Origin of the sequence: Actinoplanes cyaneus (assembly GCF_016862095.1) — a bacterium.
GTDB classification, from domain to species: Bacteria; Actinomycetota; Actinomycetes; order Mycobacteriales; family Micromonosporaceae; genus Actinoplanes; species Actinoplanes cyaneus.
Genome location: NZ_BOMH01000018.1, coordinates 125,546 through 151,417, shown reverse-complemented (window position 1 = coordinate 151,417; position 25,872 = coordinate 125,546). Strand labels below are relative to the sequence as shown.

23 protein-coding genes are annotated in these 25,872 nt (G+C 71.8%); 15 read left to right on the top strand and 8 right to left on the bottom strand.

Translation table 11 applies throughout. The features are described 5' to 3' along the window. Positions 1-70 precede the first annotated feature (70 nt). Together Acy02nite_RS13145 and hemC are read left to right on the top strand one after the other, a co-directional pair. The gene (locus tag Acy02nite_RS13145) at positions 71-790 is read left to right on the top strand and encodes an HAD family hydrolase (protein ID WP_203740314.1); all 720 of its coding nucleotides are present in this window, start codon (positions 71-73) and stop codon (positions 788-790) included. Between the two features lie 266 nt (positions 791-1,056). Further along, complete coding sequence (hemC, locus tag Acy02nite_RS13140) at positions 1,057-2,001, top strand: hydroxymethylbilane synthase (RefSeq protein WP_203740312.1); 945 nt, start codon at positions 1,057-1,059, stop codon at positions 1,999-2,001. A gap of 108 nt (positions 2,002-2,109) precedes the next feature. Here the strand turns inward: hemC and Acy02nite_RS13135 are convergent, their stop codons facing one another. Next, positions 2,110-2,985 carry a CPBP family glutamic-type intramembrane protease gene (locus Acy02nite_RS13135; protein WP_264653265.1) on the bottom strand — a complete coding sequence of 292 codons (876 nt, stop codon included), beginning with the start codon at positions 2,983-2,985 and terminating at the stop codon, positions 2,110-2,112. A gap of 172 nt (positions 2,986-3,157) precedes the next feature. On the opposite strand from Acy02nite_RS13135, the gene Acy02nite_RS13130 reads away from it, so the two are divergent. From Acy02nite_RS13130 to Acy02nite_RS13115, 4 genes are read left to right on the top strand one after another with little or no spacing between them, the layout of a single operon-like run. Further along, entirely contained in the window at positions 3,158-4,693 is a 1,536-nt protein-coding gene (locus Acy02nite_RS13130) for an alkaline phosphatase D family protein (protein ID WP_203740310.1), read from the top strand. Further along, positions 4,690-5,520, top strand: coding sequence for a galactose-binding domain-containing protein (locus Acy02nite_RS13125; RefSeq protein ID WP_203740308.1), 831 nt, complete (start codon positions 4,690-4,692; stop codon positions 5,518-5,520). The genes Acy02nite_RS13130 and Acy02nite_RS13125 overlap by 4 nt, the downstream gene beginning before the upstream one ends. A gap of 9 nt (positions 5,521-5,529) precedes the next feature. Then, positions 5,530-5,892, top strand: a complete 363-nt coding sequence (locus Acy02nite_RS13120; RefSeq protein WP_203740306.1) for an MmcQ/YjbR family DNA-binding protein — start codon at positions 5,530-5,532, stop codon at positions 5,890-5,892. 54 nt (positions 5,893-5,946) lie between these two features. After that, positions 5,947-6,246 (top strand): hypothetical protein, encoded by a 300-nt coding sequence (locus tag Acy02nite_RS13115; protein ID WP_203740304.1) that lies wholly within the window; start codon positions 5,947-5,949, stop codon positions 6,244-6,246. Between the two features lie 76 nt (positions 6,247-6,322). Here the strand turns inward: Acy02nite_RS13115 and Acy02nite_RS13110 are convergent, their stop codons facing one another. Further along, complete coding sequence (locus Acy02nite_RS13110; protein WP_239174697.1) at positions 6,323-8,008, bottom strand: discoidin domain-containing protein; 1,686 nt, start codon at positions 8,006-8,008, stop codon at positions 6,323-6,325. Positions 8,009-8,229: 221 nt separating this feature from the next. Between Acy02nite_RS13110 and Acy02nite_RS13105 the strand changes: the two genes are divergently transcribed. The 3 genes from Acy02nite_RS13105 (at position 8,230) to Acy02nite_RS13095 (ending at position 11,266) form a co-directional block, all read left to right on the top strand. Next, positions 8,230-8,781 (top strand): TetR/AcrR family transcriptional regulator, encoded by a 552-nt coding sequence (locus Acy02nite_RS13105; protein WP_203740302.1) that lies wholly within the window; start codon positions 8,230-8,232, stop codon positions 8,779-8,781. Positions 8,782-8,795: 14 nt separating this feature from the next. Further along, positions 8,796-10,094 (top strand): MFS transporter, encoded by a 1,299-nt coding sequence (locus tag Acy02nite_RS13100; protein WP_239174695.1) that lies wholly within the window; start codon positions 8,796-8,798, stop codon positions 10,092-10,094. A 437-nt stretch (positions 10,095-10,531) separates the two neighbouring features. After that, the gene (locus Acy02nite_RS13095) at positions 10,532-11,266 is read left to right on the top strand and encodes a copper homeostasis protein CutC (RefSeq protein ID WP_203740300.1); all 735 of its coding nucleotides are present in this window, start codon (positions 10,532-10,534) and stop codon (positions 11,264-11,266) included. Positions 11,267-11,479: 213 nt separating this feature from the next. Here the strand turns inward: Acy02nite_RS13095 and Acy02nite_RS13090 are convergent, their stop codons facing one another. Further along, positions 11,480-12,976: a GGDEF domain-containing protein gene (locus Acy02nite_RS13090; protein ID WP_203740298.1), complete on the bottom strand. Its 1,497-nt coding sequence runs from the start codon at positions 12,974-12,976 to the stop codon at positions 11,480-11,482. Positions 12,977-13,060: 84 nt separating this feature from the next. Between Acy02nite_RS13090 and Acy02nite_RS13085 the strand changes: the two genes are divergently transcribed. Continuing rightward, positions 13,061-14,242, top strand: coding sequence for an acyl-CoA dehydrogenase family protein (locus Acy02nite_RS13085; protein WP_203740296.1), 1,182 nt, complete (start codon positions 13,061-13,063; stop codon positions 14,240-14,242). A 62-nt stretch (positions 14,243-14,304) separates the two neighbouring features. Beyond that, complete coding sequence (locus tag Acy02nite_RS13080; RefSeq protein ID WP_203740294.1) at positions 14,305-14,682, top strand: hypothetical protein; 378 nt, start codon at positions 14,305-14,307, stop codon at positions 14,680-14,682. Between the two features lie 25 nt (positions 14,683-14,707). On the opposite strand, the gene Acy02nite_RS13075 is transcribed toward Acy02nite_RS13080, so the two are convergent. Together Acy02nite_RS13075 and Acy02nite_RS13070 are read right to left on the bottom strand one after the other, a co-directional pair. Continuing rightward, positions 14,708-15,373: a GNAT family N-acetyltransferase gene (locus tag Acy02nite_RS13075; RefSeq protein ID WP_203740292.1), complete on the bottom strand. Its 666-nt coding sequence runs from the start codon at positions 15,371-15,373 to the stop codon at positions 14,708-14,710. Between the two features lie 147 nt (positions 15,374-15,520). Next, positions 15,521-18,574, bottom strand: a complete 3,054-nt coding sequence (locus tag Acy02nite_RS13070; RefSeq protein ID WP_203740290.1) for a putative bifunctional diguanylate cyclase/phosphodiesterase — start codon at positions 18,572-18,574, stop codon at positions 15,521-15,523. A gap of 178 nt (positions 18,575-18,752) precedes the next feature. Between Acy02nite_RS13070 and Acy02nite_RS13065 the strand changes: the two genes are divergently transcribed. From Acy02nite_RS13065 to Acy02nite_RS13050, 4 genes are all read left to right on the top strand, one after another. Further along, complete coding sequence (locus Acy02nite_RS13065) at positions 18,753-19,595, top strand: alkaline phosphatase family protein (protein ID WP_239174693.1); 843 nt, start codon at positions 18,753-18,755, stop codon at positions 19,593-19,595. Positions 19,596-19,598: 3 nt separating this feature from the next. Beyond that, positions 19,599-20,828: an MFS transporter gene (locus Acy02nite_RS13060; RefSeq protein ID WP_203740288.1), complete on the top strand. Its 1,230-nt coding sequence runs from the start codon at positions 19,599-19,601 to the stop codon at positions 20,826-20,828. Positions 20,829-20,901: 73 nt separating this feature from the next. Next, a complete protein-coding gene (locus Acy02nite_RS13055; protein ID WP_239174691.1) occupies positions 20,902-21,843 on the top strand; it encodes a TolB-like translocation protein in 942 nt (313 codons plus the stop codon). A gap of 502 nt (positions 21,844-22,345) precedes the next feature. Further along, a complete protein-coding gene (locus Acy02nite_RS13050) occupies positions 22,346-22,660 on the top strand; it encodes a DUF6401 family natural product biosynthesis protein (protein WP_203740284.1) in 315 nt (104 codons plus the stop codon). A 176-nt stretch (positions 22,661-22,836) separates the two neighbouring features. Here the strand turns inward: Acy02nite_RS13050 and Acy02nite_RS13045 are convergent, their stop codons facing one another. The 3 genes from Acy02nite_RS13045 to Acy02nite_RS13035 all read right to left on the bottom strand — a co-directional run bounded on the left by Acy02nite_RS13045 (position 22,837) and on the right by Acy02nite_RS13035 (position 25,844). Beyond that, positions 22,837-23,700, bottom strand: a complete 864-nt coding sequence (locus tag Acy02nite_RS13045; protein ID WP_203740282.1) for a DUF2382 domain-containing protein — start codon at positions 23,698-23,700, stop codon at positions 22,837-22,839. A gap of 165 nt (positions 23,701-23,865) precedes the next feature. Continuing rightward, on the bottom strand, positions 23,866-24,774 hold the full coding sequence (locus Acy02nite_RS13040; RefSeq protein WP_203740280.1) for a 5'-3' exonuclease: 909 nt from the start codon (positions 24,772-24,774) through the stop codon (positions 23,866-23,868). 32 nt (positions 24,775-24,806) lie between these two features. Continuing rightward, positions 24,807-25,844, bottom strand: coding sequence for an aldo/keto reductase family protein (locus Acy02nite_RS13035; RefSeq protein ID WP_203740278.1), 1,038 nt, complete (start codon positions 25,842-25,844; stop codon positions 24,807-24,809). Positions 25,845-25,872 lie beyond the last annotated feature (28 nt).

Here is a 25,872-nt window from a genome sequence, read left to right as displayed (position 1 = left end):
TCCGCTCGGTCGCGCTCGGTGTGAAGGCGGCCACGGCGGTGGGGCGGTGGGGGCGGATAGGGTCGGCGCCATGCCGGATGCCGTTGATCGTTCCTTCGAGGCCGTGCTGTTCGACTGCGACGGGGTGCTCGTCGACTCGGAGCGGATCACGAACTCAGTCCTCCGCACGATGCTGCACGAGCTCGGGTGGGCGGTCAGCGAGGCGGACTGCTTCCGGCTGTTCGTCGGGCGGGCGCTGGTGGACGAGGTCGGCGTCATCACCGCCCACACCGGGTTCACGGTCACCGGCGAATGGATCGCCGAGTTCCGCCGGCGACGCAACGATGCCCTGGTCGCCGGGCTGGAGGCGATCCCGGGCGCGGTGGCCGCGGCCCACGAGATCTCCCGGCTCTTCCGCGGCAACGTGGCCTGCGCCAGCGGCGCCGACCGCCCGAAGATCGAGCTGCAACTCCGCAAGGTCGGCCTCGACCAGGTCTTCGCCGGCAAGATCTTCAGTGGCATGGAGATGCCCCGCAGCAAGCCCGCCCCGGACGTCTACCTCGCCGCCGCGGCCGCGCTGGGCGTCGACCCGTCCCGCGCCGCGGTCGTCGAGGACACCGCCACCGGAGTCCGTGCGGGGGTGGCGGCCGGCGCGGTGGTCTTCGGCTTCTGCCCGCCGGACAGCCCGGCTCACCAGGCTCCTCAGGTGCTCCTGGACGCCGGGGCCACCCACATCTTCACCGCGATGGCCGACCTGCCGGCGCTGCTGACCGCCCGCCCGGCATCCCGGCTCAGCCCCTCCAGCCGCTGACCGGCTCGCGGCTGGTGAGGGTGAGCCGGCCGCTGACGGGTCCGCGACTCTTCTTGGGGCGGGGAGCCCTCGGCGCGGTGACTGATCGCCGGCTGGTGCGGAGGGCGGGCTGAGCTTGCGGCGGGGTGCCGGTTCGTCGGCTGGTGCCGGCAGCAGGTTGGGCCCGGCGCGGGCGGAGTCGGTGGACCATGGCGGTGCCCGGAGGTCGGCCGCTGCGAGGCCGGGTGGGCGGCCGGGGCCGGTGGCGATGGGCGTACCCTGCCCGTATGCCCGAATCGCGTACGGTGCGCATCGGCACCCGGAACTCCCCGATGGCCCTCGCCCAGGTCGACCGGGTCAAGGCGATGCTGGCCGCCGGCCACCCCGGGGTGCGGGCCGAGGTGCTGTCGATGACGACCAGCGGCGACCGCTGGCAGGGGAGCCTGTCCGCGCTCGGCGGCAAGGGGGCGTTCACCAAGGAGGTCGACGCCGCTCTGCTCGCCGGGGAGGTGGACCTGGTCGTCCACTGCGTGAAGGACGTCCCGGGGGATCGGCCCGCGCCGGCCGGCACGGTGATGGCCGGGTACCTGGCCCGCGACGACGTCCGCGACGCGTGGCTGCATCCGGCCGGCGTCCCGATCGATCAGGTGCCGCCGGGCACGGTGGTCGGCACGTCAGCGGTCCGTCGCATCGCGCAGATCGGCCTGCACTGGCCGCATCTGAACGTCAAGCCGATCCGCGGGAACGCGAACCGCCGCCTGGCGAAACTCGACGCGGGGGAGTATGACGCGCTGCTGCTGGCCGTGTCGGGCCTGGACCGGATCGGGGAGGCCGATCGGATCACCCACCCGCTGGACGTCGACACGATGGTCCCGGCGGTCGGCGCGGGCACGCTGGTGTTGCAGTGCCGTGAGGACGATGTCGCGGTCCGGGAGCTGGCGGCGAGCCTCGGCGACGCGCGGGCGTGGGCGGAGACCACCGCGGAACGCACGATGTTGCACATCCTGCAGGGTTCCTGTCATTCCCCGATCGCGGCGCTGGCCCGCACGGAGCCGGACGGCCGGATCGGGCTGCGGGCCCGGGTGATCTCGCCGGACGGCAAGACGGTCGCCGACGCGCACGAGTGGGAAAGAGATCCGGTCCTTCTGGGTACGGCGGTGGCGGTCTCGCTGATGCGCCAGGGTGCCCGCGAGATCCTCGCCGAGGCGGAGCGCGCAAGTTCGACGGCCTGAGAAGTCGGCCCGGAGCAGGTCGTCCGAAGTGAGCGGCCTGCCGAAGACGCTTGATGCCGCCCGCAGCCGATCTGACGAGACGCTTGGAAAGCCGGCCTGACGGAGACGTCAGCTGAAGCGGACCGTGGCGAGCGCCGCCGTGATCAGCAGCCCGAGCCCGTTCGTGGCCCAGTGCAGTGCGGCAGCCGCCAGCAGACTGCCCGATCGGCGGCGCAGCTCGCAGAGCAGCAGCCCGGCCACCGCCGTGAAGGCGACAGCGCCGAGGATGGCGAGCACGCGACCGGTCGCCCCGACCCCGAGCGTCGCGCCGACCGCCTGGTTGACCTGCGCCAGCCGCAGGGACGGCAGCACGTGCCAGAGGCCGAAGAGGACCGACGAGGTGATGCTGGCCCACGTCGCGCCCCGGTACCGATGGACCAGGCCGAGCAGCACACCCCGGAAGGCGACCTCTTCGAGCAGCACCGTGCCGAGCGGGACGATCACGAACGCGGTGAGCAGCGCGGCGCCGGGATGCAGGTGGTAGCGCACGTCGTGGAAGGCGACCCGGGTCGCCGGGACGGCCGCGCCGATCGTGTAGATCACGGCGACGACGCCGACGGCGCCCACGGCGTAGCGAAGGCCGGGGACCAGCGTGCGCCGGGACATGCCGAGGTCGTGCCAGGACAGTCCGGCGCGGCGGGCGATCAGCACCAGGGCCAGCGCGACGATCGGCCCGGCGACCAGGCCGGTGTGGTGCGGCCCGAACTTGTCGGCCACGTTGACGGCAGCGAGGATCGCGACCACGGCCCCGAAGATCACCGCCAGTCGCCGGCGCGACGGATGACCCGGCCGGGCGGCGTCACCGGCGGCCTGCGGGGCGGCGGCATCGAGCAACGGGGTGGCCGCAGCGGCGTGCGTGGTGGCGGTGACGAACCGCGGGGTGGCGGTAACGGACTGCGGGGTGGCGGGGGCCGGGGACGAGGTGTGGGAGGAGTGCTCTGGCATGGCGCGGCGAAGGCTACTCGCACGGGATGCGCCCGGCCAAAGACGACCTTGCCCGATCGGATTACCGCGGGGCGGGCGGCTCACGCCGTACGCGCGAAGGGTTTCGAGTCGCGACGTCCATGACGGCAGTCAGCCAGCATAATGCTGACATATCCGGATACGGGAGACGCTGATGCTGCGAATGCCCCGCCGCCGCCTCCTCACTCTCGGCGGAGCGGCACTGATCGGGACACTGCCGGCGCCGAGAATCGCCGACCCGTTCACCCTGGGCGTCGCGTCCGGCGACCCGCTGCCCGACGGCGTGCTGCTCTGGACGCGGCTCGCGCCGGAACCCCTCCACCCCGCGGGCGGCCTGCCACCGGTGGGATATCCGGTGGAATGGCAGGTCTCGGAGGACGAGCGATTCACGAGAGTGATCCGTGAGGGCACGGCGACAGCATTTCCCGCGTACGGCCATTCGGTGCACGTCGACGTCCGGGGATTGCGACCCGGCCGGCAGTATTACTACCGGTTCCGCAGTCAGGGACACCTGAGCCCGGTCGGGCGGACCCGGACCGCTCCTGCCAAGGCCGCCGCACCCCGGTCGCTGCGTTTCGCGGTCGCCTCCTGCCAGGCGTACACCGACGGTTATTACGACGCGTGGCGGCACCTGGCGGCCGAGGAGCTCGACGTCGTGTTCTTTCTCGGCGACTACATCTACGAGGGCGCGATCAACAGCGTCGGCGGCAACCGGATGGATTCCACGCTGGGACTGCCGGACACCTTCGAACTCGAGACGGACACCCTCGACCTGTATCGGATGCGGTACGCGCTTTACCGTACCGACCCGGACCTGCAGGCCGCCCACGCCGCCCTTCCGTGGATTCTGACCTGGGACGACCACGAGGTCCAGGACAACTATGCGAACGACGCCTCGCGATTCACGACCGTTCCGGCAAAGGATTTCCTGGTACGGCGGGCGAACGCCTATCGCGCCTATTGGGAGAACCAGCCCCTGCGATGGCCGCGGCAGCCGGCCGGCCCGGACATGTCGCTCTATCGGCGGTTCCGGTTCGGGGACCTCGCGCACGCCTATGTGCTCGACACCCGGCAGTATCGCGGCGACCAGGCGTGCGGGGACAATCTGCGAGCCGGATGCGACGACCGGGACGACCCGCCCCGGACGCTTCTCGGCGTGCAGCAAAGGGATTGGCTGCTCGACAGGATCGGGCGCTCGCCGGCGCGGTGGAACATTTTGGCGCAGCAGATCATGATGGCGGAATGCCGGTACGGCGGAACCGCGGGCCGCCTCGACATGGACAAGTGGGACGGCTATGCGGCCGATCGGCGGCGCATTCTGGAAACCGCCGCGCACACGCCAGGAACCGTGGTGATCTCCGGCGACATCCACAACAATTACGCGGCCGACCTGCGGGTGGATTTCGCGCGCCCGGAGACGGCCGCGGTGGCGGTGGAACTGGTCGGCACGTCGATCACCAGCGGCGGGGACGGCAGCGACACCACGGCTCAGCTCGACACGCAGCGAACCTACAACCCGCACCTGCGGCTGGCCAACGGGCAGCGCGGCTACGTGCGGTGCGAGCTGGGGCGGGACACGATGCGGGCAGACTACCGGGTGATGTCCGAGGTGACCCGGCGCGGCGGGACGATCTCCACGCGGGCGTCGTTCGTGTCGGAGCGGGTACGTCCCGGGCTGGTGACGGCGTGATCCGGCTGGCGGCCCTGCTACTGACGGTGCCGAGCGGGCTGACAGTGCCGGGCGGGCTGACAGTGCCGGGCGGGCCGACGGTTCCGGGCGGGCTTGCGGCGACGAGTGGCCCGGCGTCGACGGGCGGGCTGACGGTCGAGCCGGGGACGCTGCCGATCATGACGGGGCAGTGCAACGGGCGGGACCTGACGGTGCGGCTCACCAACGACGGGACGGAGCCGATCTACGCCGACGCGGCGCTCGCCGCCCCGGTCGCGCTGCACCTGCCCCGGAGCGTGATCTCCAGCTGGCTGCCGCCCGGATACACGACGAGCGTGCCGGTCGCGGTCAGCGCCGCCACCGGAACCGGCCCGGGCACCTATCACGTGCAGGTGACCAGCGGAAAGCGCGTGGTGGACGTGCCGGTCGAGGTCACCGCGCCACCCGCGGACGCCGGCCTGACGACGCTCGCCTCCCGGGTCACCGCCTCCTCGGCGCGCGCGACCGGGCCGGCCTGCGCCGCGATCGACGGTCGCGCCGACACGATGTGGAACGACACCACCGGCAAGCGGTGGCCGGACTGGTGGCAACTCGACTGGCCCACGTCACACCAGGTCGGCAGCGTGGCGGTGACCACGACGGCGGAGTGGGGCCTGCGGGACTGGGACGTGCTGGTCGCGGTTGCCGGCGGCTGGGCGACGGTGGCGTCCGTACGCGGGAACGTCGCTGTTTCCCGGGTGTCCCGCTTCGCGCCCCGGCGAACCGGCGCCGTGCGGATCGTCACGCTCGCCGGTAATGCCGTGAACGACCAGTCCCGCCTCGTCGAGGTTGTCGTAGGGGATCGTTAGTCTCACGGCATGGCTGACGCGGACGACGTACGCCGGCTCGCGCTGGCACTGCCCGAGGTTGTCGAGATCGACAGCGACGGGTTCGACTTCCGGGTGGCGAACAAGGGGTTCGTCTGGTCCTATCCGGAGCGGCAGCCCGGGAAGCCGCGGGTCATCCGCACCGACATCGCGGTGCTCTACGTCGGCGACGAGGCGGAGAAACAGGCGCTGGTCCTCGGCGAGCCGGAGCTGTTCTTCACGACGCCCGGCTACGAGGGGTTCCCGCTGGTCATGCTGCACCTGCCGCGCGTCTCGGTGGCCCGCCTCACCGAGCTGATCACCGACGCCTGGCGCATGCGGGCGCCGGAGGAGATCGAGAGCTTGCTCGCGTGACCAGGCGGCCCCGGGCAACTCCGGCCGGGTGATCGGCGGCGGTAGGGTCGGGGCATGCGTGTTCCCACAGCAGTGATCACGGCCGGGTCGCTCATCGGCGGCTGGCAGATCGCCCGGCGGACCGGGATCCGGCCGCTCGGCGGTGTCGTCCTGGCAGCCGGGGGAGTGGCGGCGGGTCGTGAATGGGCCCGGCGGACGAGCCCGGCGGTGACCGGTGCGCTGGCCGCGACGTATGTCGGAGCCTTCGGTCTCTCGCATCCCCTGGCGAAGAAGATCGGTTCGTGGCCGGCGGTGCTCGTCGTCTCGGCCGTCACCGCGGCGGCCTCCTACCTGGTGGCCGACCGGAGGTCCTGATCGGCTCGTTCCGGCCTCGGTTCTTGTGGACAGTGACCGCGGCAGGGCCTGGGGGAGGGCCCTGCCGCGGAACCTGTCACTGGTAGACGTGCACGTAGTCGACCAGCATCCGGCTGGGGAACGGCGTGCTGGCGTCGATCGGGCCGGGGAAGTCACCGCCGACCGCGAGGTTGAGGATGAGGTAGAACGGGTGGTCGTAGATCCACGGCCCGCGGGTGTTCTCCACGGTGTCCTTGACCGCGTTGAAGACGAGCGTGTTGTCGAGGTAGAACCGCATCCCCTTGCTGTCCCACTCGACCGCGTAGACGTGGTAGTCCTGCGAGAGGTCCACCGCCGAGGTGTACTTCTGGCCGTAACCGCCGGCCCCGTTGTACGCCGGCGCGTGCAGCGTCGTGTACAGCTCGTTGGTGTTGCGGCCGAGGATCTCCATGATGTCGATCTCCCCGTTGTACGGCCACGGCCGTCCCTGCAGGAAGTCGGAGCCCATCATCCAGAACGCCGGCCACAGGCCGTTGCCCTTGGGCACCTTGATCCGGGCCTCGACGCGACCGTACTGGACGCTGAACTTGTTGCTGGTGTTCATCCGGGCCGAGGTGTACTGGCGGCCCTCGTAGTCCTGCTTGCGAGCCTCGAGGACGAGCTGGCCGGCGCCGTTCATCGACGCGTTCTCGCTGTTCGGCGTGTAGTACTGGACCTCGCCGTTCTGCGGGACGCCCGGGTCGTAGGTCCACTTCGCGGTGTCCGGCTTGGCTCCGGAGGCGCCGTTGAACTCGTCGGAGAAGACCAGGCGGCTCGCCGGGAACACCGGGTCGGCCGGCTTCGCGGGCGGGGTGACCGGGTTGCCGCCGGTGCCGTACACGCTGAACTCCCACAGTGAGTAGCCGTAGGCGCCGCTGCGGGCCGTGCCGTACATCCGCACGTAGCGTCCGGAGCCGGTGGCGTTGATGACGTCCTTGAGCCCGTCACCGGTGGTCGTCGAGTAGATCGACGTCCAGTTCGTGGCGTCGTTCGACACCTGGAGCTGGTAACTCCTCGCGTACGCCGGGTCCCACTGCAGCACCACCTGGGTGACGTTCGCGGTGGCGCCCAGGTCGACGTAGATCCAGCCCGGGTCGACCCAGCCGGTGGTGGAACTGGTGGCCCAGCGGCTCGCCGGGTCGTTGTCGAACGCCTTGTCGGCCGTGCACGGGTTGCAGTTCACGTCGTTCTGCTCGGACGAGGCGCGCGCCGGTTTCGCGTACGAGAGCAGGGTGTTGGTGGGGTTGGTGACGACGCTGCCGGAGAACACCTGGAACTCCCAGAACGAGTATCCGTAGGCTTCCAGAGCGCGTTGAGTGAGGTTGACCCGGACGTAGCGCGTGGTGCCGGAGACGGCGATGCTCTGCTGGCCGCCCGTGCCCGTGCTGGTCGCGTAGGCCTGTGTGTAGTTGGTGCCGTCGGCCGAGAACTGAATCGTGAACGCCTTCGCGTAGGCGCCCTCCCAGTTGATCGCGATCCGGCTGACCGAGGTCGCGGCGCCGAGGTCGACCTGGAACCACCCCGTGGCCGTGAAGGCGCTGGACCAGCGGGTTCCGTTGTCGCCGTCGACTGCGGCGCCGGCCGGGGTGCCGGCCCATTCGGAGGACGACGCGGTGACGGGCTTGTTCTGCGACACGAGCGTCTCGGCGGCGTTCGCGCCGGTCGGCACCGTGAAGAGGGAGCCGAGCAGGATGGCCGCGAACAGCCAGCCTCGTCGGCGTCTTGGGGCAGGGGTCATCGACATGGGGACTCCTGGAGGATGTGTCGAAGTCGTTTCCAGCTGGGGAACAACCTGTGAAAACGCTCTCTTGCCGGACACTGTGTCGCCGCCGTCAACCGGTGTCAATGGGTGCCGGAACCGGTTCCGACACCGGTTTCGTCATTGACGCAGGTCAGCGCCGACTTGGTCGCACGGTTCCGAAACTGTTGTGTACATGAGTACGCATCATGTGTACGGTCGTACGCATGAGTGGTGAGCGAAGGCCCCGGCGGCACGACCCCGGGCGGCGTGACCGGCTGATCGACGCGGCCCTGCACGTCATCGCGGAGCGTGGCGTCGCCGCGACCACGCACCGTGAGATCGCCCGCGCCGCCGACGTGCCGCTCGGGTCGATGACCTACCACTTCGCATCGCTGGACGAGGTGCTCGCCGAGGCGTTCACCAGGCACGCCAACGCCGCCGCCGACATCTTCGACGAGCGGCTCGGCGCGGCCACCGACCGGGCGAGCGCCGTCGAGGCGGTCGTCACGCTCATCCGCGACGACCTGATCGGGTCGCCGAACGAGCTGGTCATGGCCGTCGAGCTGTATGTCGCCGCGGCCCGCAACCCGGCACTGCGGGCGGTCACCCAGGCCTGGATGCAGCGCAGCCGCGACGCGCTGCAACGCCACTTCGACCCGACCACGGCGCGTGAGCTCGACGCGCTCATCGAGGGCCTGGTGCTACACAGCGTCCTCTCCACCGACCCCATGACCCCGGACCAGATCCGGCACGCCGTCGAGCGTTTCCTTCGCTGACCTCGGAGATCGTTGTGTCCAGCTCTGTCATGGCCAGGCCGGCCCGGGACGCCCGTCGCGCCCGAGCCGCCGTCGCCGCCCTGTTCCTCACCAATGGGGCCGTGTTCTTCAACGTCGTCCCCCGATACCCGCAGATCAAAGCCGACCTCGGGCTGAGCAACGCGCTGCTCGGCACGTCGCTCGCCGCGTTCCCGGTCGGGGCGCTGCTCGCCGGGCTGCTCGCCGGCGCGGCCATCCGCAGGTGGGGATCGGCGCGCGTGGCGTCGGCCGGCATCGTGCTGACCGCCGTCGCGACGCTCGGGATCCCGTTCGCGCCGCACTGGCTCGTGCTCGCGGCAGTGCTCTTCGTGGTCGGCGCCCTCGACTCGATCGTCGACGTCGCGCAGAACGCGCACGGCCTGCGCGTCCAGCGGTTGTACGGCCGCTCGATCGTCAACTCGCTGCACGGCGTCTGGAGCGTCGGCGCCGTGCTGGGCGGGTTGATGGGCTCCGCCGCGGCCGGGCTCGACCTGCCGCTCGCCGTGCACCTGGCGATCTCGGCGACGCTGTTCAGCGTGGTCGCGCTGGTCTCCTACCGCTTCCTGCTCCCCGGCGGGGAAGACGCCGAACGCGCCGCCGATCCGCTTCCTTGCGGGGAGGACGCGGAACGCGCTGCCGATCCGCTTCCCGGCGGGGAGGACGCCGGCCGCGCCGCCGATCCCGAACCGGCGCCTGCTCCGGCCGCCGGGACTGCTGTCGCCGCCGGGTGGCGGTCGTTCCGGGGGCCCGCCGTCCGGATGCTCGTCGTCCTCGGCATCCTCGCGGCCTGCGGCGCGCTGGTCGAGGACGCCGGAGCGTCCTGGGGCGCGCTCTACCTCACCGACCTGCACGCCACCGCCGCCACCGCCGGTCTCGCCGTGGTGGCCCTCCAGGTCGCCATGACGCTGGGCCGGCTGAGCGGTGACCGGGTCGTCGACCGCTTCGGCCAGCGCACTGTCGTCCGAGCGGGCGGCGTGGTCGCCGCGATCGGGATGGGAGCGGCGCTGGCGTTCCCGTCCGTGCCCGCCGCGCTGGCCGGTTTCGCGCTGGCCGGTCTCGGCGTGGCCACGCTGGTCCCGGCCGCGATGCACACCGCCGACGAGTTGCCCGGGCTGCCGCGCGGCACCGGCCTGACCATCGTGAGCTGGCTGCTCCGGGGTGGTTCCCTGCTCTCCCCGCCGATCGTCGGGCTCCTCGCCGACCGGACCAGCCTGCGCGTGGGCCTGCTGACCGTGGTCGCGGCCGGCCTGATCACCGCCGTCCTGGCCAGGGTCCTCGCCAACCACAACCGCTGACCACCCTCCTCGGCCGGCGAGCCGCACGGCGATCCGAAGTGCCGACGGCGTCGCGCGAGGTCGGCGACCCGTGGGTTCTGCCGCGACTCGCGATCCGGGCTGGTGCACACGGTTCTCTCGAGCGCGCGGGAGAGCCGTGAGTACCAGCCGCCGGGGGTGGGCTGGTGCTGGGGGTTGTCGCGGGGCGGTTGGGCAGCCGTGAGTGCCAGCCGCCGGGGGTGGGCTGGTGCTGGGGGCTGTTGCGGGGCGGTTGGGCAGCCGTGAGTGCCAGCCGCGGGGGGTGGGCTGGTGCTGGGGGCTGTTGCGGGGCCGTGAGGCAGCCGTGAGTGCCAGCCGGCTGATCGTGGAGACGGCTCGCGTGGGCGGGGCGGGGTTGTGATCTTTGTTGCCGGAGGTGTGGCTGCCGCGGCCGTCCCCGTTACTGCAATGATTGTTTAATGATCGCCTTCGAGCTTGCGGTTCAGGACGCGCACGGCCTCTCCATCGCCACCCGATGCGGGGTGGATCGGGTGGAGTTGTGCTCGGCGCTGGCGCTCGGCGGCGTCACCCCGTCGTTCGGCCTGATCGAGGCGGCCGTCTCGATGCCGAGCGCGCGGCCCGCGCACGTGCTGGTCAGGCCGCGGACCGGCGACTTCGACTACTCCGCGGCGGAGACCGCTGTCATCGTCCGGGACGTCCGGCACGCCGTGGCCGAGGGCGCCGCCGGTGTCGTGATCGGTGGCGTTCGCGACGGACGGATCGACGAGGCTCTGGTGGAGCGTGTCGTCGAGGCCGCGGCCGGTGCGGACGTCACGTTCCACCGGGCGTTCGACCTGCTGCCCGACCCGGAGAAGGCGATCGAGGCGCTGCACGGGCTCGGGGTGCGGCGGGTCCTGACCGCGGGTGGGACGACCACCGTGGGTGACGGCCTGCCGGCCCTGTCCCGCCTGGTCACGGCGGCCGCCGGCCGGGTGGAGGTCATGGCTGGTGGCGGGGTGCGCACCGAACTGATCGAGTCACTCGTCCGGCTCGGGGTGCAGGCCGTGCACGCCTCCGCGAAGCACACCGTTCCCGACGCCGCCGCCTTGACGCTCGGCACCGCAGCCCCGAGCTCCACGGGCCGCGAGACCACCGACGAGCGCGAGGTGGATCGGATGCTGGCCGCCTTGCGGACCGCCGGCGCCCGCCCCTGACCGCGAGCCTCGCGCCGACGGCTCGCGCTCGTCGGCGGCCCGCGGCCGGGGGCGGCCGGGGGCGGACGGGGTGAAGGGGACACCCGGCCCGGAGGTGCCGGGCTCGGGATGGACGTCACTCCGGAGGGGTTGAGGACCGCGGGGGGCTGTCATCCAGGGGACTGGTCCGCCGCGAGGCTCGCGCCGGACCGCCCGTACCAGCGGAATGGTTTGTCAGGCGGCAGCGGCCTGGGGTTCCAGGGATTCCTGCCAGACCGCCCACCGGGTCTCCGGCCCGAGCGCCTTCGCGCGGTACATCGCCAGGTCGGCCCGGTGCACGATCTCGTCGTGGGTCAGCTCGCCCGGCGCGGAGACGGCCACGCCGATGCTCGCCGCGAGCGGGATGAGCCGGTTGCCGATCGCGACGGGGCCCATCGCCGCGGCGATCCGCCCGGCCACCTCGTAGGCCTGCTCCGGGTAATCAAGATCGGTCAGCACGACGGAGAACTCGTCTCCGCCCATCCGGCACGGCAGCCCGGGGGCGGGCACGCAGCGCTTGAGAACCTCGGCGAACTCGACCAGCACCAGGTCTCCCGACTTGTGGCCCAGGGTGTCGTTGACCTCTTTGAAGCCGTTCATGTCGATCACCAGGACCGCCGAGTGGCGGCCGGCCCGGGCGTTGCGGGCCAGGTTCCGGTACGACGTGGCCCGGAACCGCGCCCGGTTGGCAAGACCGGTCAGGCTGTCGGTGCCGGCCCGCTCGTCGCTCTCCCGCTGCACCAGCGTCTGGCGGAACAGGACGAGCGCGCTGAGCACGGTTGCGCCGATCGCCAGGCCGCCCCAGGGGTAGAGGGTGTCCTCCCGCAGGGCGGCGATCAGCATCAGCAGATGCGCCATGGCGACCGCCGCGAACGGCAGGCGACGGCTGCCGCGCAGATCGCCACGCGATGCGCGCCGACCGGCGGCGATGGCCCGGCACTGTTCGGCGGCGGCCGCCGCGAGCAGCGCGTCGGTGGTGATCCAGCAGACGAACTGCCAGGGTGAGTGCATCTCGATCCGGTCGTGCCCGCGCAGGTATCCGTGGACGCCGTCGCCGGCGAACAGGATCAGCGTCCCGGCCGCGAGCAGTCGCAGAGGACGCGTCGCGGACGGGTCGGAGCCGCGCAGCAGGGCGCGCGCCACGATGAACAGCAGGGCCAGGTCGACGAGCGGGTAGACGCCGGCGGCGACGACGACCGCGAGGGACAGGCCGTGCGCGTCGACGTAGGGGCCGAACGACACGTACCAGAGCAGCACGCCGCCGCCGGCGAGCACCGTTCCGGCGTCGAGCGCGGCCTTCAGCCGGTCCCGGCGGTTCATCGGGGCGAGCGGGAACCGCTGCAGCGCGACCAGCAGGGCGATCACGAACGCGACGTGCGTGACGTCGTCGGCGGCGGTGATCCCGGCCGCTTTCAGGCCGGCGACCAGCAGCGGGGAGGCGATCAGCACGGCGAGGCTGACGGTGACGGCCCGCCACGCCTGCCGCAACCGGGGCAGCAGCGCCGGCGCGCGGGACGCCCGGATCGCGGCGACCATGCCGATCACGCCGAAGACCACGCGGGCGCCCTCGGCGACCTGCTCGTACGGCGCGAGACCGGCACGCAGTGCCGCGGTGGAGAGCAGCAGCACCGCGACGTAGAGGAGGCCGAGCACGAGATGGATCGCCGGCACGCGCCTGTTCCAGATGTGCATGATCCCTCCTCCGCCGCGCTGACCTGCGTTTGATCGGTCGGCCCGGGGTCCACTTGAGGAACCGCGGAACCCTACGATCGGTGGATGCCTGTCCCACAGACGCACGACGAGGCCGTCGCGGCCGCCCACCGGCTCGCCGCGGAGCTCGCCCCCGGCGCGATCCAGCGTGACCGTGACGGCGCGACGGTGATCCCGTCCGAGGCGCTCGCCGCTCTCGACGCCTCCGGCCTTCTCGCCATCACGGTGCCGGCCGTCGACGGCGGCCCCGGTCTCGGCCCGCGCACGCTCGCCGAGGTCGCCCGGGTCGTCGCGGCCGCCGACCCGTCCATCGCCCAGGTCCCGCAGGCGCACTTCCTGCTGGTCGACGTGCTGGCCGTGCACGGTGGCCCGGAAACCCGCAAGCGCCTCTTCGGCGAGGTCCTGGCCGGCCGCCGGTTCGGCAACGCTCTCGCCGAACGCGGCGGACAACACGCCCAGGATTTGCGTACGAGGATCTCCGGCGGCCGGCTGAACGGCGTCAAGTACTACACGACCGGGGCCCTGACCAGCGCCTGGATCGCCGTGAGCGCCCTCGACGAGGACGGCCGGCTGGTGCTCGCGTTCGTGGCCCGGGACGCCCACGGCGTGTCCGTCGACAGCGACTGGGACGTGATCGGGCAGCGCGCCACGATCAGCGGCACCGCGACGTTCACCGACGTGCCGGTCGAGCCCGGGATGCGGATCGACTACGCGAGCGCGTACGAGCAGCCGCAGCAGCTCGGCGCCCGCGCGCAGCTCTACCACACCGCGATCGAGGTCGGCATCGCCGGCGCCGCGCTGGCCGACGCCCGGACCTACCTGCGGACGAAGGCCCGGCCATCGACCGAGGCGGTCCGGGCCGGTGCGTCGGCCGCCACCGACGATCCGCACGTGCGGCACCGGTACGGCCGGCTCGCCACCCGGGTGCGCGCGGCCGAGGCGCTGCTCGACTCCGCCGCCCGGACCCTCGAGGAGACGACCCTGACCCCGGTGGACGCCGACGCCGCGGCACGGGGCTCGCTGGCGGTGGCGGCCGCGAAGGCGTTCGGCAGCGAGGTGGCGGTCGAGGCCGGCTCGGAGCTGTTCCAGATGTGCGGGACCAGCTCGGCCGCCGCGAAGTACGACCTGGACCGGCACTGGCGCAACGCGCGCACGCACAGCGTGCACGACCCCTACGACTGGAAGTACCACCACATCGCGGCCTACGAGCTGGCCGGCGTCCTGCCCCCGAACCACGGCCAGCTCTGACCCGCCCGGAACCTGCACACGGCCGGCACCGTTCGCGCACAACCGGTTCCTAGGCTGATCCCATGATCGGCATGGGGCGGCGTCGCGAGGACCTGGTGGATCCGTGGTTCGTCGCCCAGGTGCGACGGCGGGCGCTGTTCACCGTGTCGCTGTGGTGGCTGGGCGGCGAGGCGTCAGCCGTGCTGCTCGGCGCCTCGCGGCCCGGCCCGGCCGACGACAACCCGCTCGCTTACGGCGAGCAGGACGTGCTCCTGGGGCTGGCCACCTGTCTCGGCCTGCCGGTGGCGCTCGCCGGCCTGGGCGTGAGCGCCGCGCTGGTCGTGGCGCGGGCGCCGGACGCCGACTCCGGCTGGCGGCTGGGCACGGCGGTCGCCTGGCCGGGGTTCGCCCTCTACGTCGTGCCCGTGGTGAGCTGGGCCGCTTATCGCCTGGCCACCTGACCGGCGCTGCGGTCAGGAGCCGGCGTCAGGAGCCGACGTGGCGGAAGGACGCGAACCACACGTCCGCGTTGTGCGAGAAGCCGAGCCGGCCGTAAAGCCGGATCGCGTCCTCGTTGTCGTGCACGGCGTGCAGGAACGGCAGCTCACCGCGGGCCAGGATGCCGGAGGCCACGGCGAGCGTCAGCCGGGCGCCGAGCCCCTGGCCGCGGAACTCCGGGTCGGTGCAGACCGCCGACACCTCGGTCCACCCCGGCATCCGGAACCGCTCGCCGGCCATCGAGATCAGCCGGCCGTCCTCGGCGCGGATGCCCAGGTAGCGGCCCAGGTCGAGGGTGCGCTTGCGGAACGGGCCGGGTTGCGCCCGGGCGACCAGCTCCAGCATCTCGGGCACATCGTGCTCGGTCAGCGGGACCGCTTCCGGGTCGTCGACCGCGGACATCGCGGTGCCGACCATCTGCACGCCCTTCATCCGGGACTCCTCGACCCAGCCGGCCGGCGGGCTGAGCGCCGGCCCGGTGAGCAGGGCGTGGTCGGTGAGGGTGGCGAGGTCGCGCCAGGCGGCCGGGTCGGACGGGTCGCTGACGGCGCAGAACGGGGCGATCTCGGGCAGGTATCGGGCGGCGTCTCCAGCGGCCTCGGCATAGCCGGCCTGCGGCCCGGAGAGGGCGGCCCACACGGGGTTGTTCAGCACCCCTGTGACCCTGCCCTCTACCGGCCGGTCGCGCCAGTCGATAACCGGCGATCCCACCCTGTTAGTGAGTGTTCGGTTACCGACAGCCGACAACATAACGGATTTCCCGTACGTAAGGTGGATCGTTGCGTGGTCGGCACGCTCAGCTCACGCGCTCAGTGCCGCCGGCACCGCCACCGTGGTCAGCGCCGGGATCTCCGCCGGCCACAGCGGCTTGGCGAAGTGGTAACCCTGTCCGTAGTGACAACCCATGGTGTCCAGCGCGATCCGCTGTCCCGCCTCCTCGATGCCCTCCGCCACCACGGCGAGATCCAGGTTCCCGGCCAGCGTGACGATCGCGTCCACGAGAGCGTGCTGCTGCCGGCTCGTCAGGATGTCGTCGATGAACGACTTGTCCAGCTTGAGCACGTCCACGGGCATCTGTCGCAGATAGCTGAGGGAGCTGTATCCCGTACCGAAATCGTCGATGGCGACCCGGACTCCAATGGCGCGCAAGGCGCGCAGGTCCTGGACCACCTTGTCGGCGTCCTTGAGGACCAGGCTCTCGGTGATCTCCAGCAGGAGCCACTCGGGCCGTGCCCCGGCCTCCGTCAGGGCCTCGCGGACCTGCTGGACGAAGTCCGCGGCGCGGAACTGCAGCGGTGACACGTTCACGCTGACGTAGCGCAGCGTGGTCTGCGGGTCCTCGGCCTTCCACACGGCGATCTGCCGCAGCGCCTCGCGCAGCACCCAGCTGCCGATGCCGACGATCGCGCCGTTCTCCTCGGCCGCCTCCACGAAGTGGAACGGGCCGAGCAGCCCGCGGGTCGGGTGCTGCCAGCGCACCAGCGCCTCGACGCCGGTGACCCGCTGGTCGGCGAGCTCGACGATCGGCTGGAACTGCAGCATGAACTGCTCGTCCTCGATCGCCTCGTGCAGCTGGGTGCGCAGCTCCAGGCGCTGCACCATGGAGTGCGCCAGGTCGCTCTGGTACCGCTGCCAGCCGCCCTTGCCCATGCCCTTGGCCAGGTAGAGCGCCAGGTCGGCGTGGCGCAGCAGCTCGGTGGCGTTGTCGGCGTCCCGGTTCAGGGCGACGCCGACGCTGACCTTGCCGCTGACCAGGTGCAGGCCGCCCTCGCCGTCGCGCACCTCCAGGGGCGCCGCGAGCTCCGCGACGATCCGGGCGGCGACCTCCTCGGTGGCGTCGGCGCTGTTGCTCTGCTCGATCAGGATGGCGAACTCGTCGCCGCCCATCCGGGCCGCGGTGCTGCCGGCCCCGATGATCGCGGAGATCCGGTGCGCCACGGCGAGCAGCAGCTGGTCGCCGACGGCGTGCCCGAGCGTGTCGTTGACCTCCTTGAAGTCGTCCAGGTCGACGAAGAGCACACCCAGCGTGGCGGCGTCCCGCTCGGCGACCATGAACGCCTGCTCCAGGCGGTTGCGGAACAGCACCCGGTTGGCCAGGCCGGTGAGCGAGTCGTGGAACGCCTGGTGGGTGAGGTCGTCCTCGAGGCGGCGCTGCTCGGTGACGTCACGCATGGTGACGACCAGCCCGGCAACCGACGGGTCGTCGCGCAGATCGCGCAGGTCGCACTCGACCAGCATGGTGCGGCGGCCGGCGCCCCGCGCGGTCAGCTCGACCCCGTCGAGCTCGCCCTGCGTGTGCCGGACCCGGGCCAGGGTGTCCCGGAGCGCGTCCTGACCCTCGGCGGCGATCAGCAGGGACATCGGGGTGTCCACCGCGATCGGGGCGCCGAACAGCTTGGTGGCGGACGGGCTGACGTACCGGACGGTGTCGTCGTCGCCCACGATCAGGATGACGTCGGCGGTGCTCTGGATCAGGGCGCGGAAGTACGCCTCGCTGGCCCGCTGGTTGACCTCCGCGGTCAGCGCGATCCGCTCGAGCACCACCGCGACCTGCGCGCACAGCGTCTGCAGCGACGGCCGGACGGTGTGCAGCACGTCCCCGGCGGCGCCCAGGACGATCTGGCCGTGCCGGTCGCCGCCGGGCAGCGGCTGGCTGGCGAACAGGGCGTCGGCGAACCCGCCGGCGTGGCTTCCCGGCGGCAGGTCCGCCGCGGAGCGCCAGTGCACGGTCACCTCCGCGGCGCCCGGCATCGCGGCGCTCAGGTCCAGGAAGTACGGGGTGCCGGGCGGCAGCAGACGCACGATGGCCCGCTCGACCGCCTCCTTGACCTCCTCCTCGGTGGTGGCGGAGAAGAGCAGCGTGCCGGCCTCGCGCAGCGCCCGCTCCCGGGCTCCGGCCTGCCGCTGCGCCACGGCCAGGTCCGAGACGCGGGCCAGCACCAGCACGAACATGATCGCCGCGGCGGCCGCTATCACCGGCGCGTCGACGATGCCGCCGCGCGCCACCTCGACGGGGTGGCCCTGCAGGTCCTCCAGGCACAGCACGGCGGGTGCGATCAGCGCGGCCGCGGTCAGCCAGATCAGCCGGTGCCGGCCGATGACCGGACGGGACCGCTCGCCGGGCTCGGTGAGCTCGCTCATCGCCGGCCGCAGCGCGGTGTAGCCCATCGCGGTGTAGAACACGATCCAGCCGAGGTCGACCGGGCCGCCGAGCGTCCAGTCGCTGCGCAGCTGGGACTGGCCGTAGAAGATGTCCGAGAGCAGCAGGCCGACCATGGCCACGCCGAGGCCGGAGAGCGCCTTCGGGCGGCGGCCGGTGGTGGCCACCATCCGCAGGATCATGGCGAGGACGAGCACGTCACCGAGCGGGTAGCCGATCGAGACGACCTTCTCCAGCAGCGAGAGGTCCTGCGCCCGGGTGAACGGCGCGATCCAGTAGACCCAGGCCACCAGCCCGAGCCCGACGGTCGGGACGAGGGCGTCCAGCAGCGCCGCCCGGTTGTCCCCGCTGCCCGACCGGGCCCTGATGAACAGCAGGAAAGCGGCGGTCAGCAGTGGGTAGAAGAGCAGGTAGAAAAGGTCGGCGAGGCCGGGGAACCCCGGTTCGCGCCCGAGAGCGAGGAGCAGGTTGTACCAACTGTCGCCGGTGGTGAAGAACGCCAGCGCGGCGCTGGTGAGATACCAGGGCAGGCGCTGGGCCGGCCGGTAGAGCCGCACTCCGACGAGGACCGCGACGGCCGACGAGTAGCCGAGCAGCGCCCACGTGTACAGGTGCGCGCCGGGGAAGGCGTAGTACAGCGCGATCTGCGCGAGCCACCAGGCACTGAACCCCACGCGAGCGGTCCGCGTCGTCATGCATACTCCGTTCGCGACGGTGGTTCCGACTATCGCGTTATCGGAGGTTCCGGGCCGGATCTGAGACCGGTCGCCGGAGTCGCACCCGGTTGGCAATCAATAGACGGACGTCATTTCTTAACCTTTGCGCCACGTATCGTGTCCGAATGCGTCGATGATCTTGGCGAGGATGCGTCGCATGTCCTTACGGCGTATCGGGATCGCTCTCGCGTCCCTCGCTCTCCTCGGCGCCGGCGTCACCGCCGCCGCCCCGCGGGCCCAGGCCGCCACCGGCGTCCCGGCCTTCGATCACATCGTCCTGGTGATGTTCGAGAACAAAGCGTCCTCGCAGATCACCGCGTCCTCGGCGTCCTACTTCACCTCCCTGGCGGCACAGGGCGCGAAGTTCACGCAGTCCTACGCGATCACCCACCCCAGCCAGCCCAACTACATCGCCCTGTTCTCCGGCTCGACCCAGGGCGTCACCAGCGACAGCTGCCCGAAGACGTTCACCACCGGCAACCTCGGCGCGCAGCTGATCGCGGCCGGCAAGACGTTCAAGGGTTACTCCGAGGCGATGCCGTCGGACGGCTACACGGGCTGCTCCAGCGGCACCTACCGGCGCAAGCACAACAGCTGGGTCGACTTCAGCACCGTGCCCGCCGCGAGCAACGTCCGGTACTCGACGTTCCCGGCGGACTACACCAAGCTCCCGACGGTCTCGTTCGTGACGCCGGACATGTGCAACGACATGCACGACTGCTCGATCGGCACCGGGAACACCTGGCTCAAGAACAACCTCGACGCGTACGCCCAGTGGGCCAAGACCCACAACAGCCTGCTCATCGTGACGTTCGACGAGGACAACTCGCTCTCGCTCAACCACATCTGGACCACGTTCGTCGGCGCGAACGTCAAGGCCGGCTCCTACTCGGAGAAGATCACGCACTACACCGTGCTGCGGACCATCGAAGCCGCGTACGGCCTGCCCGCCCTGGGCGGCGCCGCGAACGTCTCGCCGATCACCGACGTCTGGCAGTAACGCATGTATCTGGCCTCGGTGGAACGACCTGCCGCCGGGCGGGCCGACCGCACCACGCGCCTCGCCGGCACGGTCCTCGCCCTCGGCACGGTCAGCCTGATCACCGACGTGTCCAGCGAGATGGTCTCGGCGATCCTGCCGCTCTACCTGATCGCCGGGCTGGGGCTCAGCCCCGCCGTCTACGGGCTGGTCGACGGCCTCTACACCGGGGCCACCGCACTGCTGCGCCTGGTCGGCGGGTACGTCGCCGACCGGGCGCGGCGCCGCAAGACCGTCGCCGGGATCGGCTACGGACTCTCCGCGTTGATGAAGTTCGGCCTGCTCGCGGCCGGGACCTCGGTGCCGTGGATCTCCGCCGCGATCGTCGCCGACCGGGCCGGCAAGGGCCTGCGCACCGCGCCCCGCGACGCCCTGATCACCCTCGCCACCCCGGACTCCCAGCTCGGGCGCGCTTTCGGGGTGCATCGGGCGATGGACACCGCGGGCGCGTTCGCCGGGCCGCTCGTCGCGCTCGGTGTGCTCGCCGCGTCCGGCCAGGCCTACGACTCGGTGTTCGTGGTCAGCGGCTGCGTCGCCCTGATCGGCGTACTCGTCCTGGTGCTCTTCGTCCGCGATCACCGGGCGCCACGGCCGGCGACGAACACGGTCAGCCCCGGCGCCGCGTTCGCGCTCCTGCGGCGCCGGCCGATCCGGATGCTGCTGATCGGGGCGGTGCTGCTGGGCCTGAGCACGATCGGGGACGGGTTCGTCTACCTGATCATCGGAAAGCACGAGGCGATCGCCACCGGCTGGTTCCCGCTGCTGGCGGTGGGCACCAGCCTCGCGTACCTCCTGCTCGCCGTGCCGCTGGGCAAACTCGCCGATCGCATCGGGCGCACCCCGGTGGTCCTCGGTGGCTATGCCGCGCTCCTGGCCGTCTATCTCCTGCTCGGGTCCGGGTTCGGCGGTTCGCTCACGGTTGTCGTCATTCTTGTCCTGTACGGCGTGTACTACGCCTGCACCGACGGGGTGCTGATGGCGCTCGCCGGTCCGCTGCTGCCCGCCGAGCTCAGGACGACCGGGCTCGCGCTGGTGCAGACCGGTCAGGCGCTGGCGTACCTGGTCTCCTCCGTGCTGTTCGGTCTCGCCTGGCAGTGGTGGGACGCGGACGGGGCGATCCACGCGTTCGCGCTGCTCGCCGTCGTGATGCTGCCGGTCTCCGCCGTTCTTCTGAGGGCTGCTCGTGTCCACTGACCATTCGTCACGCCTTTCGTCACGCTCTTCGTCACGCCTTTCGTTGCGCCGCCGGATTCTCGTGGTGGCGCTGGTGAGCGTGGTGCTGCTGGGCGGCGCCGCGGCATACGTGGTGATCGCCGGACACCGCGGGGACGCCCCGGCCGCTGCCGCCGCCGTGGTGGACGCCGGGCCGGGGGACCGGGTGCTGTTCCGGAGCACCGCCGCCTCCGGGTACGGGCGGGTCGGCACCGTCGCGCGGGGCTCCGAGGGCGGCGCGCGACGGTTGTCCGATCTTGACTGCGTACGGGTCTACGCGGCCGCCGGGCGGGGGATCTGCCTGCGCCCGGACGGGCCGCTCGCCACGTACCAGCTGACGGTGCTCGACTCGTCGCTGCGGGTCGAGGAGACGTATCCCGTGGTCGGGGTGCCGAACAGGGCACGCGTGTCGCCGAGCGGGAACGTGCTCGCGTGGACGATCTTCGTGACCGGCGACTCGTACAACGGCGGGAGGTTCTCCACCCGGGCCGGCATGATCGACTTTGCGACGGGGGAGACGGTCGACTCGCTCGAACTGTTCTCCGTGATCGGCGCCGAGAAGACCGTCGACATCAACTTCTGGGGCGTCACGTTCGTCGACGACCAGCACTTCTACGCGACGATGTCGACCGGCGGGAAGCGGTACCTAATCAGCGGGGACATCGGGGCGCAGACCGTGCGGACCGTCGCCGAGAACGTGGAGTGCCCCTCGCTGTCGCCGTCGGGGGACCGGATCGCGTTCAAGGAGGCGATCGGCGGGGACCCGGCCAAGGGATGGCGGCTGACCGTTCTTGATCTGACCACCATGCGACGGACGCACCTCGCTGAGTCACGCAGCGTCGACGATCAGGCGGCCTGGTACGGCAACGACACGATCATGTACGCCGTACGCCGTGGCGCCCGCGACTCCGACGTGTGGGCCGTGCCCGCCGACGGCTCCGGCACCCCGCACCTGCTGATCCCGGACGCCGAGTCCCCAGCCGCCCTCTGGAACTAACCCGTCGCGCGGCGTGGCGTGGCGTGGCGCGGCGCGGCCTTGCGCGGCGTGGCGTTGCGCGGCGTGGCGTGGCGTCGCGTGGCGCGACGTGACGTAGTGCGGTGCGGCGTTGTGGCGTGGCGTCGCCTTCGGGCGGCAGCGCTCCGGGCACGGGCTACGCGAGGTCCGCTCGGGGCACGGTCGCGAGGCGCCTCCCGCTCCCGGCTGGCTCTCATGGTCGTTATGAGGCACGAATAACGACCATGAGAACCAGCCGGGCCCGCGGCCCGCGGCCGCAGCAGGAACGCACCACGGCCTTGCGTCCCCGGGCCGCCGGGCGCGGGCGCGGGGCGGGCGCCGCAGGAGGCGTCGGTCGGGGCCGGACGGATGCCGGGTGAGCGTCGGCGGGCGCCGCAGGGTTGCCGGACGGGGTCGGCCGGATGCACGGAACAGGTGGGACGAACGGCCACCGGCGGTCCGTCATCGTTGTGGCCGCTTCCGGCGCTTTGTACGGTAGAGCGCCATGGAGTTGGATCAACGCGACAGCCGGACCGTCACCGCGAGTGCGCACCTGGCCCTCGGCCAGTGGGCCACGCGGCTCGGCGCCCCGGCCGACCCGGCGCCCGGGCTGCTCGCCGTGCTCGATCAGCACATGGCGCGGATCGCGACGGCGGTCGGGTCGCTGACGCCGGTCAACCTGGCGGCGTATGCGGACGGCGTGGCCGACGCTGCCACCTCCCGCGGGTGGACGCCTTCGCCGGTGCGGGACTGGCGACAAGCGTCATGGGTGGCGGTGCACCTGCTCGCGGTGTGTGTGCTGGCGCGGTCTGTTTCCTGAGCACCTGCTCGGGGTGTGTGCTGGCGCGGTCTGCTTCCTGAGCATCTGCTCGCGGGGTGTGTGCTGGCGCGGTCCACTTTCTGAGAGCCTGCTCCCGCCGTACGGCAGGAAGTGGCCTCTGAAGGGGTGGAAAGCCCCGGCCGTCCGTGACGACCAGGGCTTTCACGGCGTGGGAATCAGCCGAGCCGGCGACGGCGGTCGTCGCCGGGCAGCTCCGCCTCGATCTGCTCCTTGCGGACCTCGCCGCTGACCGTGCGCTCCTCGGTCACGGTCTCCTTGCCGAGGTGGACCCGCTCGACCGGCACCGTTTCGGTCTGCACCACCGGGCGCTCCTCGTGCAGGGTGACCTCGTGCTCCGACTCGGTCAGGTCCGGGCCGCGGAACGCGTCGTCACGGTTCGCGTCCGTGATCGGCTCGCGCTCCAGCCGGACCTCCTCGCGGGTGACCGGCACGTTCACCTGCTGCTGCTCGGTCGTCACGTACTTGCGCAGGCGAGCCCGGCCGGTCCGCTCACGCTCCGTGCCGACGTTCAGCCGCTCCTCGGAGCGGGTCATCGCGTCGTCGCCGAACCCGGTGCCCTGGCCGGCGCCCTGGTGGTAGTCGGTCTCCCGGGCGTAGTCGGCGCTGCGGCTCTGGTCGACGTCGCCGCCGAAGCCGGAGTCGCCGCCCGCGTAGTGCTCGTTGCTCGCCGCCGCGCCGGCCTGGTACGACTGGTAGCTCGCGTGTGGGTTCACACCGTAGTAGGAGTAGAGCCGGTCCACCTCGTCCTGCGACAGCGGCTCGTCGTGGTCGGCGTCCACGTTCGGCGCGTCCTTCACCGTCGCCTTGTCGAACGGCACCACCAGCCGGTCACCGGCGAGATCCGCGTCCTGCAGCGGGACCAGCGACTCGTTCAGCCCGAACAGGCCGGTGCGCACGCTCACCCAGGTGGGCAGCCCGGCGGCGTCGGTCCACACCTGGCCCGCCGTGCCGATCTTGTCGCCGTCGTTGTCGTAGACGTCGCGGCCGTGCAGCGTGTGAATGTGCTCCTGCGTGATCACGGGGGGTCTCCCATCAGTCGGGGTTCTCTACGTCTTTCGCACCGTTTGGGGCGGTGCGTGGGGTTTTGAGTACCCGCTCTGTGTGATGCCCTGTCGTGGCCGCTTCTAACGGGTCAGGCCCACTCATTCACGCTTCGGACACTTTCGGGGACACCGCCCCGGCGATCAGCCGGCCAGGGCATCGACCAGCCGCCGGGCCGACCCCGCGAGATTCCACCGCTCGGCCAGCGCCAGCAGCGCCTCCGGGTCCCGCGGCTCCCGCGGCAGGGCCGGCTCGAAGTCGGGCAGCTTCACGTCCAGCGCGACCAGGCACACCGGCAGGGCCCTCGACAGATACTCCCGGCCGGCGTCGAGCTTGGTGCGCACGCCCGGCGCGAACCCCGACGCCGGGTCGTCGAGCGCCGCCAGGATCTCGGCGATCCCGCCATAGCGCTCGATCAGGCGCGCGGCGGTCTTCTCGCCGACCCCGGCCACGCCCGGCAGACCGTCGCTCGCATCGCCGCGCATCGCCGCGAAATCCGCGTAGAACCGCGCCGGCACCCCGTACTTCGCCTGGACCAGAGCCTCGTCGGCGTCCTCCAGCTTGGCCACGCCGCGCCCGCAGTAGAGCAGCCGGGTCCCGCGGGCATCGTCGACCAGCTGGAACAGGTCACGGTCGCCGGAGACCACCTCGACCGGCGCGGCCTGCGTCGCCGCGAGCGTGCCGAGCACGTCGTCCGCCTCGTAGCCGGGCACGCCGAACGCCGGGATGCCCACCGCGGCGAGCACCTCCAGCAGCACCGGTACCTGCCGCTCCAGCGAGGCCGGCACCTCCTCGACCGCGCCGTGCGCGACCCGATGCGCCTTGTACGACGGGACGAGCTCGACCCGCCACGCCGGCCGCCAGTCCGCGTCGAGCGCGCAGACCAGCCGGTCGGGCCGCCTGGTCCGCACGAGCTGCGCGATCATGTCGAGGAACCCGCGGATCGCGTTGACGGGCTCCCCGCCCTCGGTCTGCGCGGCCTTCTCCGGAATGCCGTGGAACGCCCGGAAATACAGGCTAGGGGCGTCGACGGCCAGCAGTGGTCGAGTCACGGCCTAGACCCTGCCACACCGGTACGACAACGTCACCGACCGTCCGGCACCGCCCGGTTCCAGGAGTCCTTGACCGCCATCATCCGAGCGGTCTTCGAGGGATCCCGGTCGACGAGGTCCCCGAGCACCTCGTCGATCTTCGCGAGCACGTCGGCCGGCAGTTGGACCCCGGCCGCACCGGCGTTCTCGGTGACCTGCTCAGGCCTGGTCGCCCCGATGATCGCCGAGCTGACCCCGGGCTGGGACAGCGTCCAGGCCACCGCGAGCTGCGCCATCGACACCCCTGCCGCGTCGGCCAGCGGGCGCAGCGACTGGACACGGTCCAGCAGCTCGTCGCCGAGCACCCGGCTGATGAACCGCGGCGCCCGCCCGCCGCCGGTGGCGCGTGACCCCTCCGGCAGCGGCTGGCCGGGCAGGTACTTACCGGTCAGCACGCCCTGGGCGAGGGGCTGGAACACCACCTGGCCGATGCCCTCGTCGCGGCACAGCGGCAGCACCTCGGGCTCGATGACCCGCCACAGCATGTTGTACTGCGGCTGGTTGGCGATGATCCGGCTGCGCAGCCCCAACTCGCCGCCGAGGTCGAGCGCGGCCCGGATCTGCGGCGCGGTCCATTCCGAGACGCCCAGGTAGAGCACCTTGCCCTGGCGGATCAGGTCGTCGAAGGCGATCAGCGTCTCGTCCAGCGGGGTGTTCTCGTCGAAGCGGTGCGCCTGGTAGAGGTCGACGTAGTCGGTGCCGAGCCGCCGCAGCGAGGCATGGCAGGACTCCATGATGTGCTTGCGGGACAGGCCCCGGTCGTTCGGCCCGTCCCCGGTCGGGAGGCACACCTTCGTCGCGATCTCGACGGAGGACCGGCGCACCGGGCGCAGCGCCTCACCGAGCACCTCCTCGGCGGCCCCCTGCGCGTAGACGTCGGCCGTGTCGAAGGTCGTGATCCCCGCGTCCAGCGCGGCCCGGATGCAGGCGAGTGCGGGCTCGCGGCCCACCAGTTCGCCGTGCGTCAGCCAGTTGCCGAAGGTGATCTCGCTGATGTTCAGGCCGCTGCGACCCAGACGCCGATGATCCATGACCGCCGATCCTAGGGTGAGCCCGCCG

Excerpts from the sequence above, each read along its gene's own strand:
- Acy02nite_RS13050 (WP_203740284.1), top strand. The coding sequence starts at position 22,346 with ATGGAGTTGGATCAACGCGACAGCCGGACCGTCACCGCGAGTGCGCAC.
- Acy02nite_RS13035 (WP_203740278.1), bottom strand. The coding sequence starts at position 25,844 with ATGGATCATCGGCGTCTGGGTCGCAGCGGCCTGAACATCAGCGAGATC.
- Acy02nite_RS13110 (WP_239174697.1), bottom strand. The coding sequence starts at position 8,008 with ATGTCGATGACCCCTGCCCCAAGACGCCGACGAGGCTGGCTGTTCGCG.
- Acy02nite_RS13135 (WP_264653265.1), bottom strand. The coding sequence starts at position 2,985 with ATGCCAGAGCACTCCTCCCACACCTCGTCCCCGGCCCCCGCCACCCCG.
- hemC (WP_203740312.1), top strand. The coding sequence starts at position 1,057 with ATGCCCGAATCGCGTACGGTGCGCATCGGCACCCGGAACTCCCCGATG.
- Acy02nite_RS13145 (WP_203740314.1), top strand. The coding sequence starts at position 71 with ATGCCGGATGCCGTTGATCGTTCCTTCGAGGCCGTGCTGTTCGACTGC.
- Acy02nite_RS13120 (WP_203740306.1), top strand. The coding sequence starts at position 5,530 with ATGGCTGACGCGGACGACGTACGCCGGCTCGCGCTGGCACTGCCCGAG.
- Acy02nite_RS13090 (WP_203740298.1), bottom strand. The coding sequence starts at position 12,976 with ATGCACATCTGGAACAGGCGCGTGCCGGCGATCCATCTCGTGCTCGGC.
- Acy02nite_RS13105 (WP_203740302.1), top strand. The coding sequence starts at position 8,230 with ATGAGTGGTGAGCGAAGGCCCCGGCGGCACGACCCCGGGCGGCGTGAC.
- Acy02nite_RS13085 (WP_203740296.1), top strand. The coding sequence starts at position 13,061 with ATGCCTGTCCCACAGACGCACGACGAGGCCGTCGCGGCCGCCCACCGG.
- Acy02nite_RS13060 (WP_203740288.1), top strand. The coding sequence starts at position 19,599 with ATGTATCTGGCCTCGGTGGAACGACCTGCCGCCGGGCGGGCCGACCGC.
- Acy02nite_RS13065 (WP_239174693.1), top strand. The coding sequence starts at position 18,753 with ATGTCCTTACGGCGTATCGGGATCGCTCTCGCGTCCCTCGCTCTCCTC.
- Acy02nite_RS13080 (WP_203740294.1), top strand. The coding sequence starts at position 14,305 with ATGATCGGCATGGGGCGGCGTCGCGAGGACCTGGTGGATCCGTGGTTC.
- Acy02nite_RS13095 (WP_203740300.1), top strand. The coding sequence starts at position 10,532 with ATGATCGCCTTCGAGCTTGCGGTTCAGGACGCGCACGGCCTCTCCATC.
- Acy02nite_RS13115 (WP_203740304.1), top strand. The coding sequence starts at position 5,947 with ATGCGTGTTCCCACAGCAGTGATCACGGCCGGGTCGCTCATCGGCGGC.
- Acy02nite_RS13070 (WP_203740290.1), bottom strand. The coding sequence starts at position 18,574 with ATGACGACGCGGACCGCTCGCGTGGGGTTCAGTGCCTGGTGGCTCGCG.
- Acy02nite_RS13130 (WP_203740310.1), top strand. The coding sequence starts at position 3,158 with ATGCTGCGAATGCCCCGCCGCCGCCTCCTCACTCTCGGCGGAGCGGCA.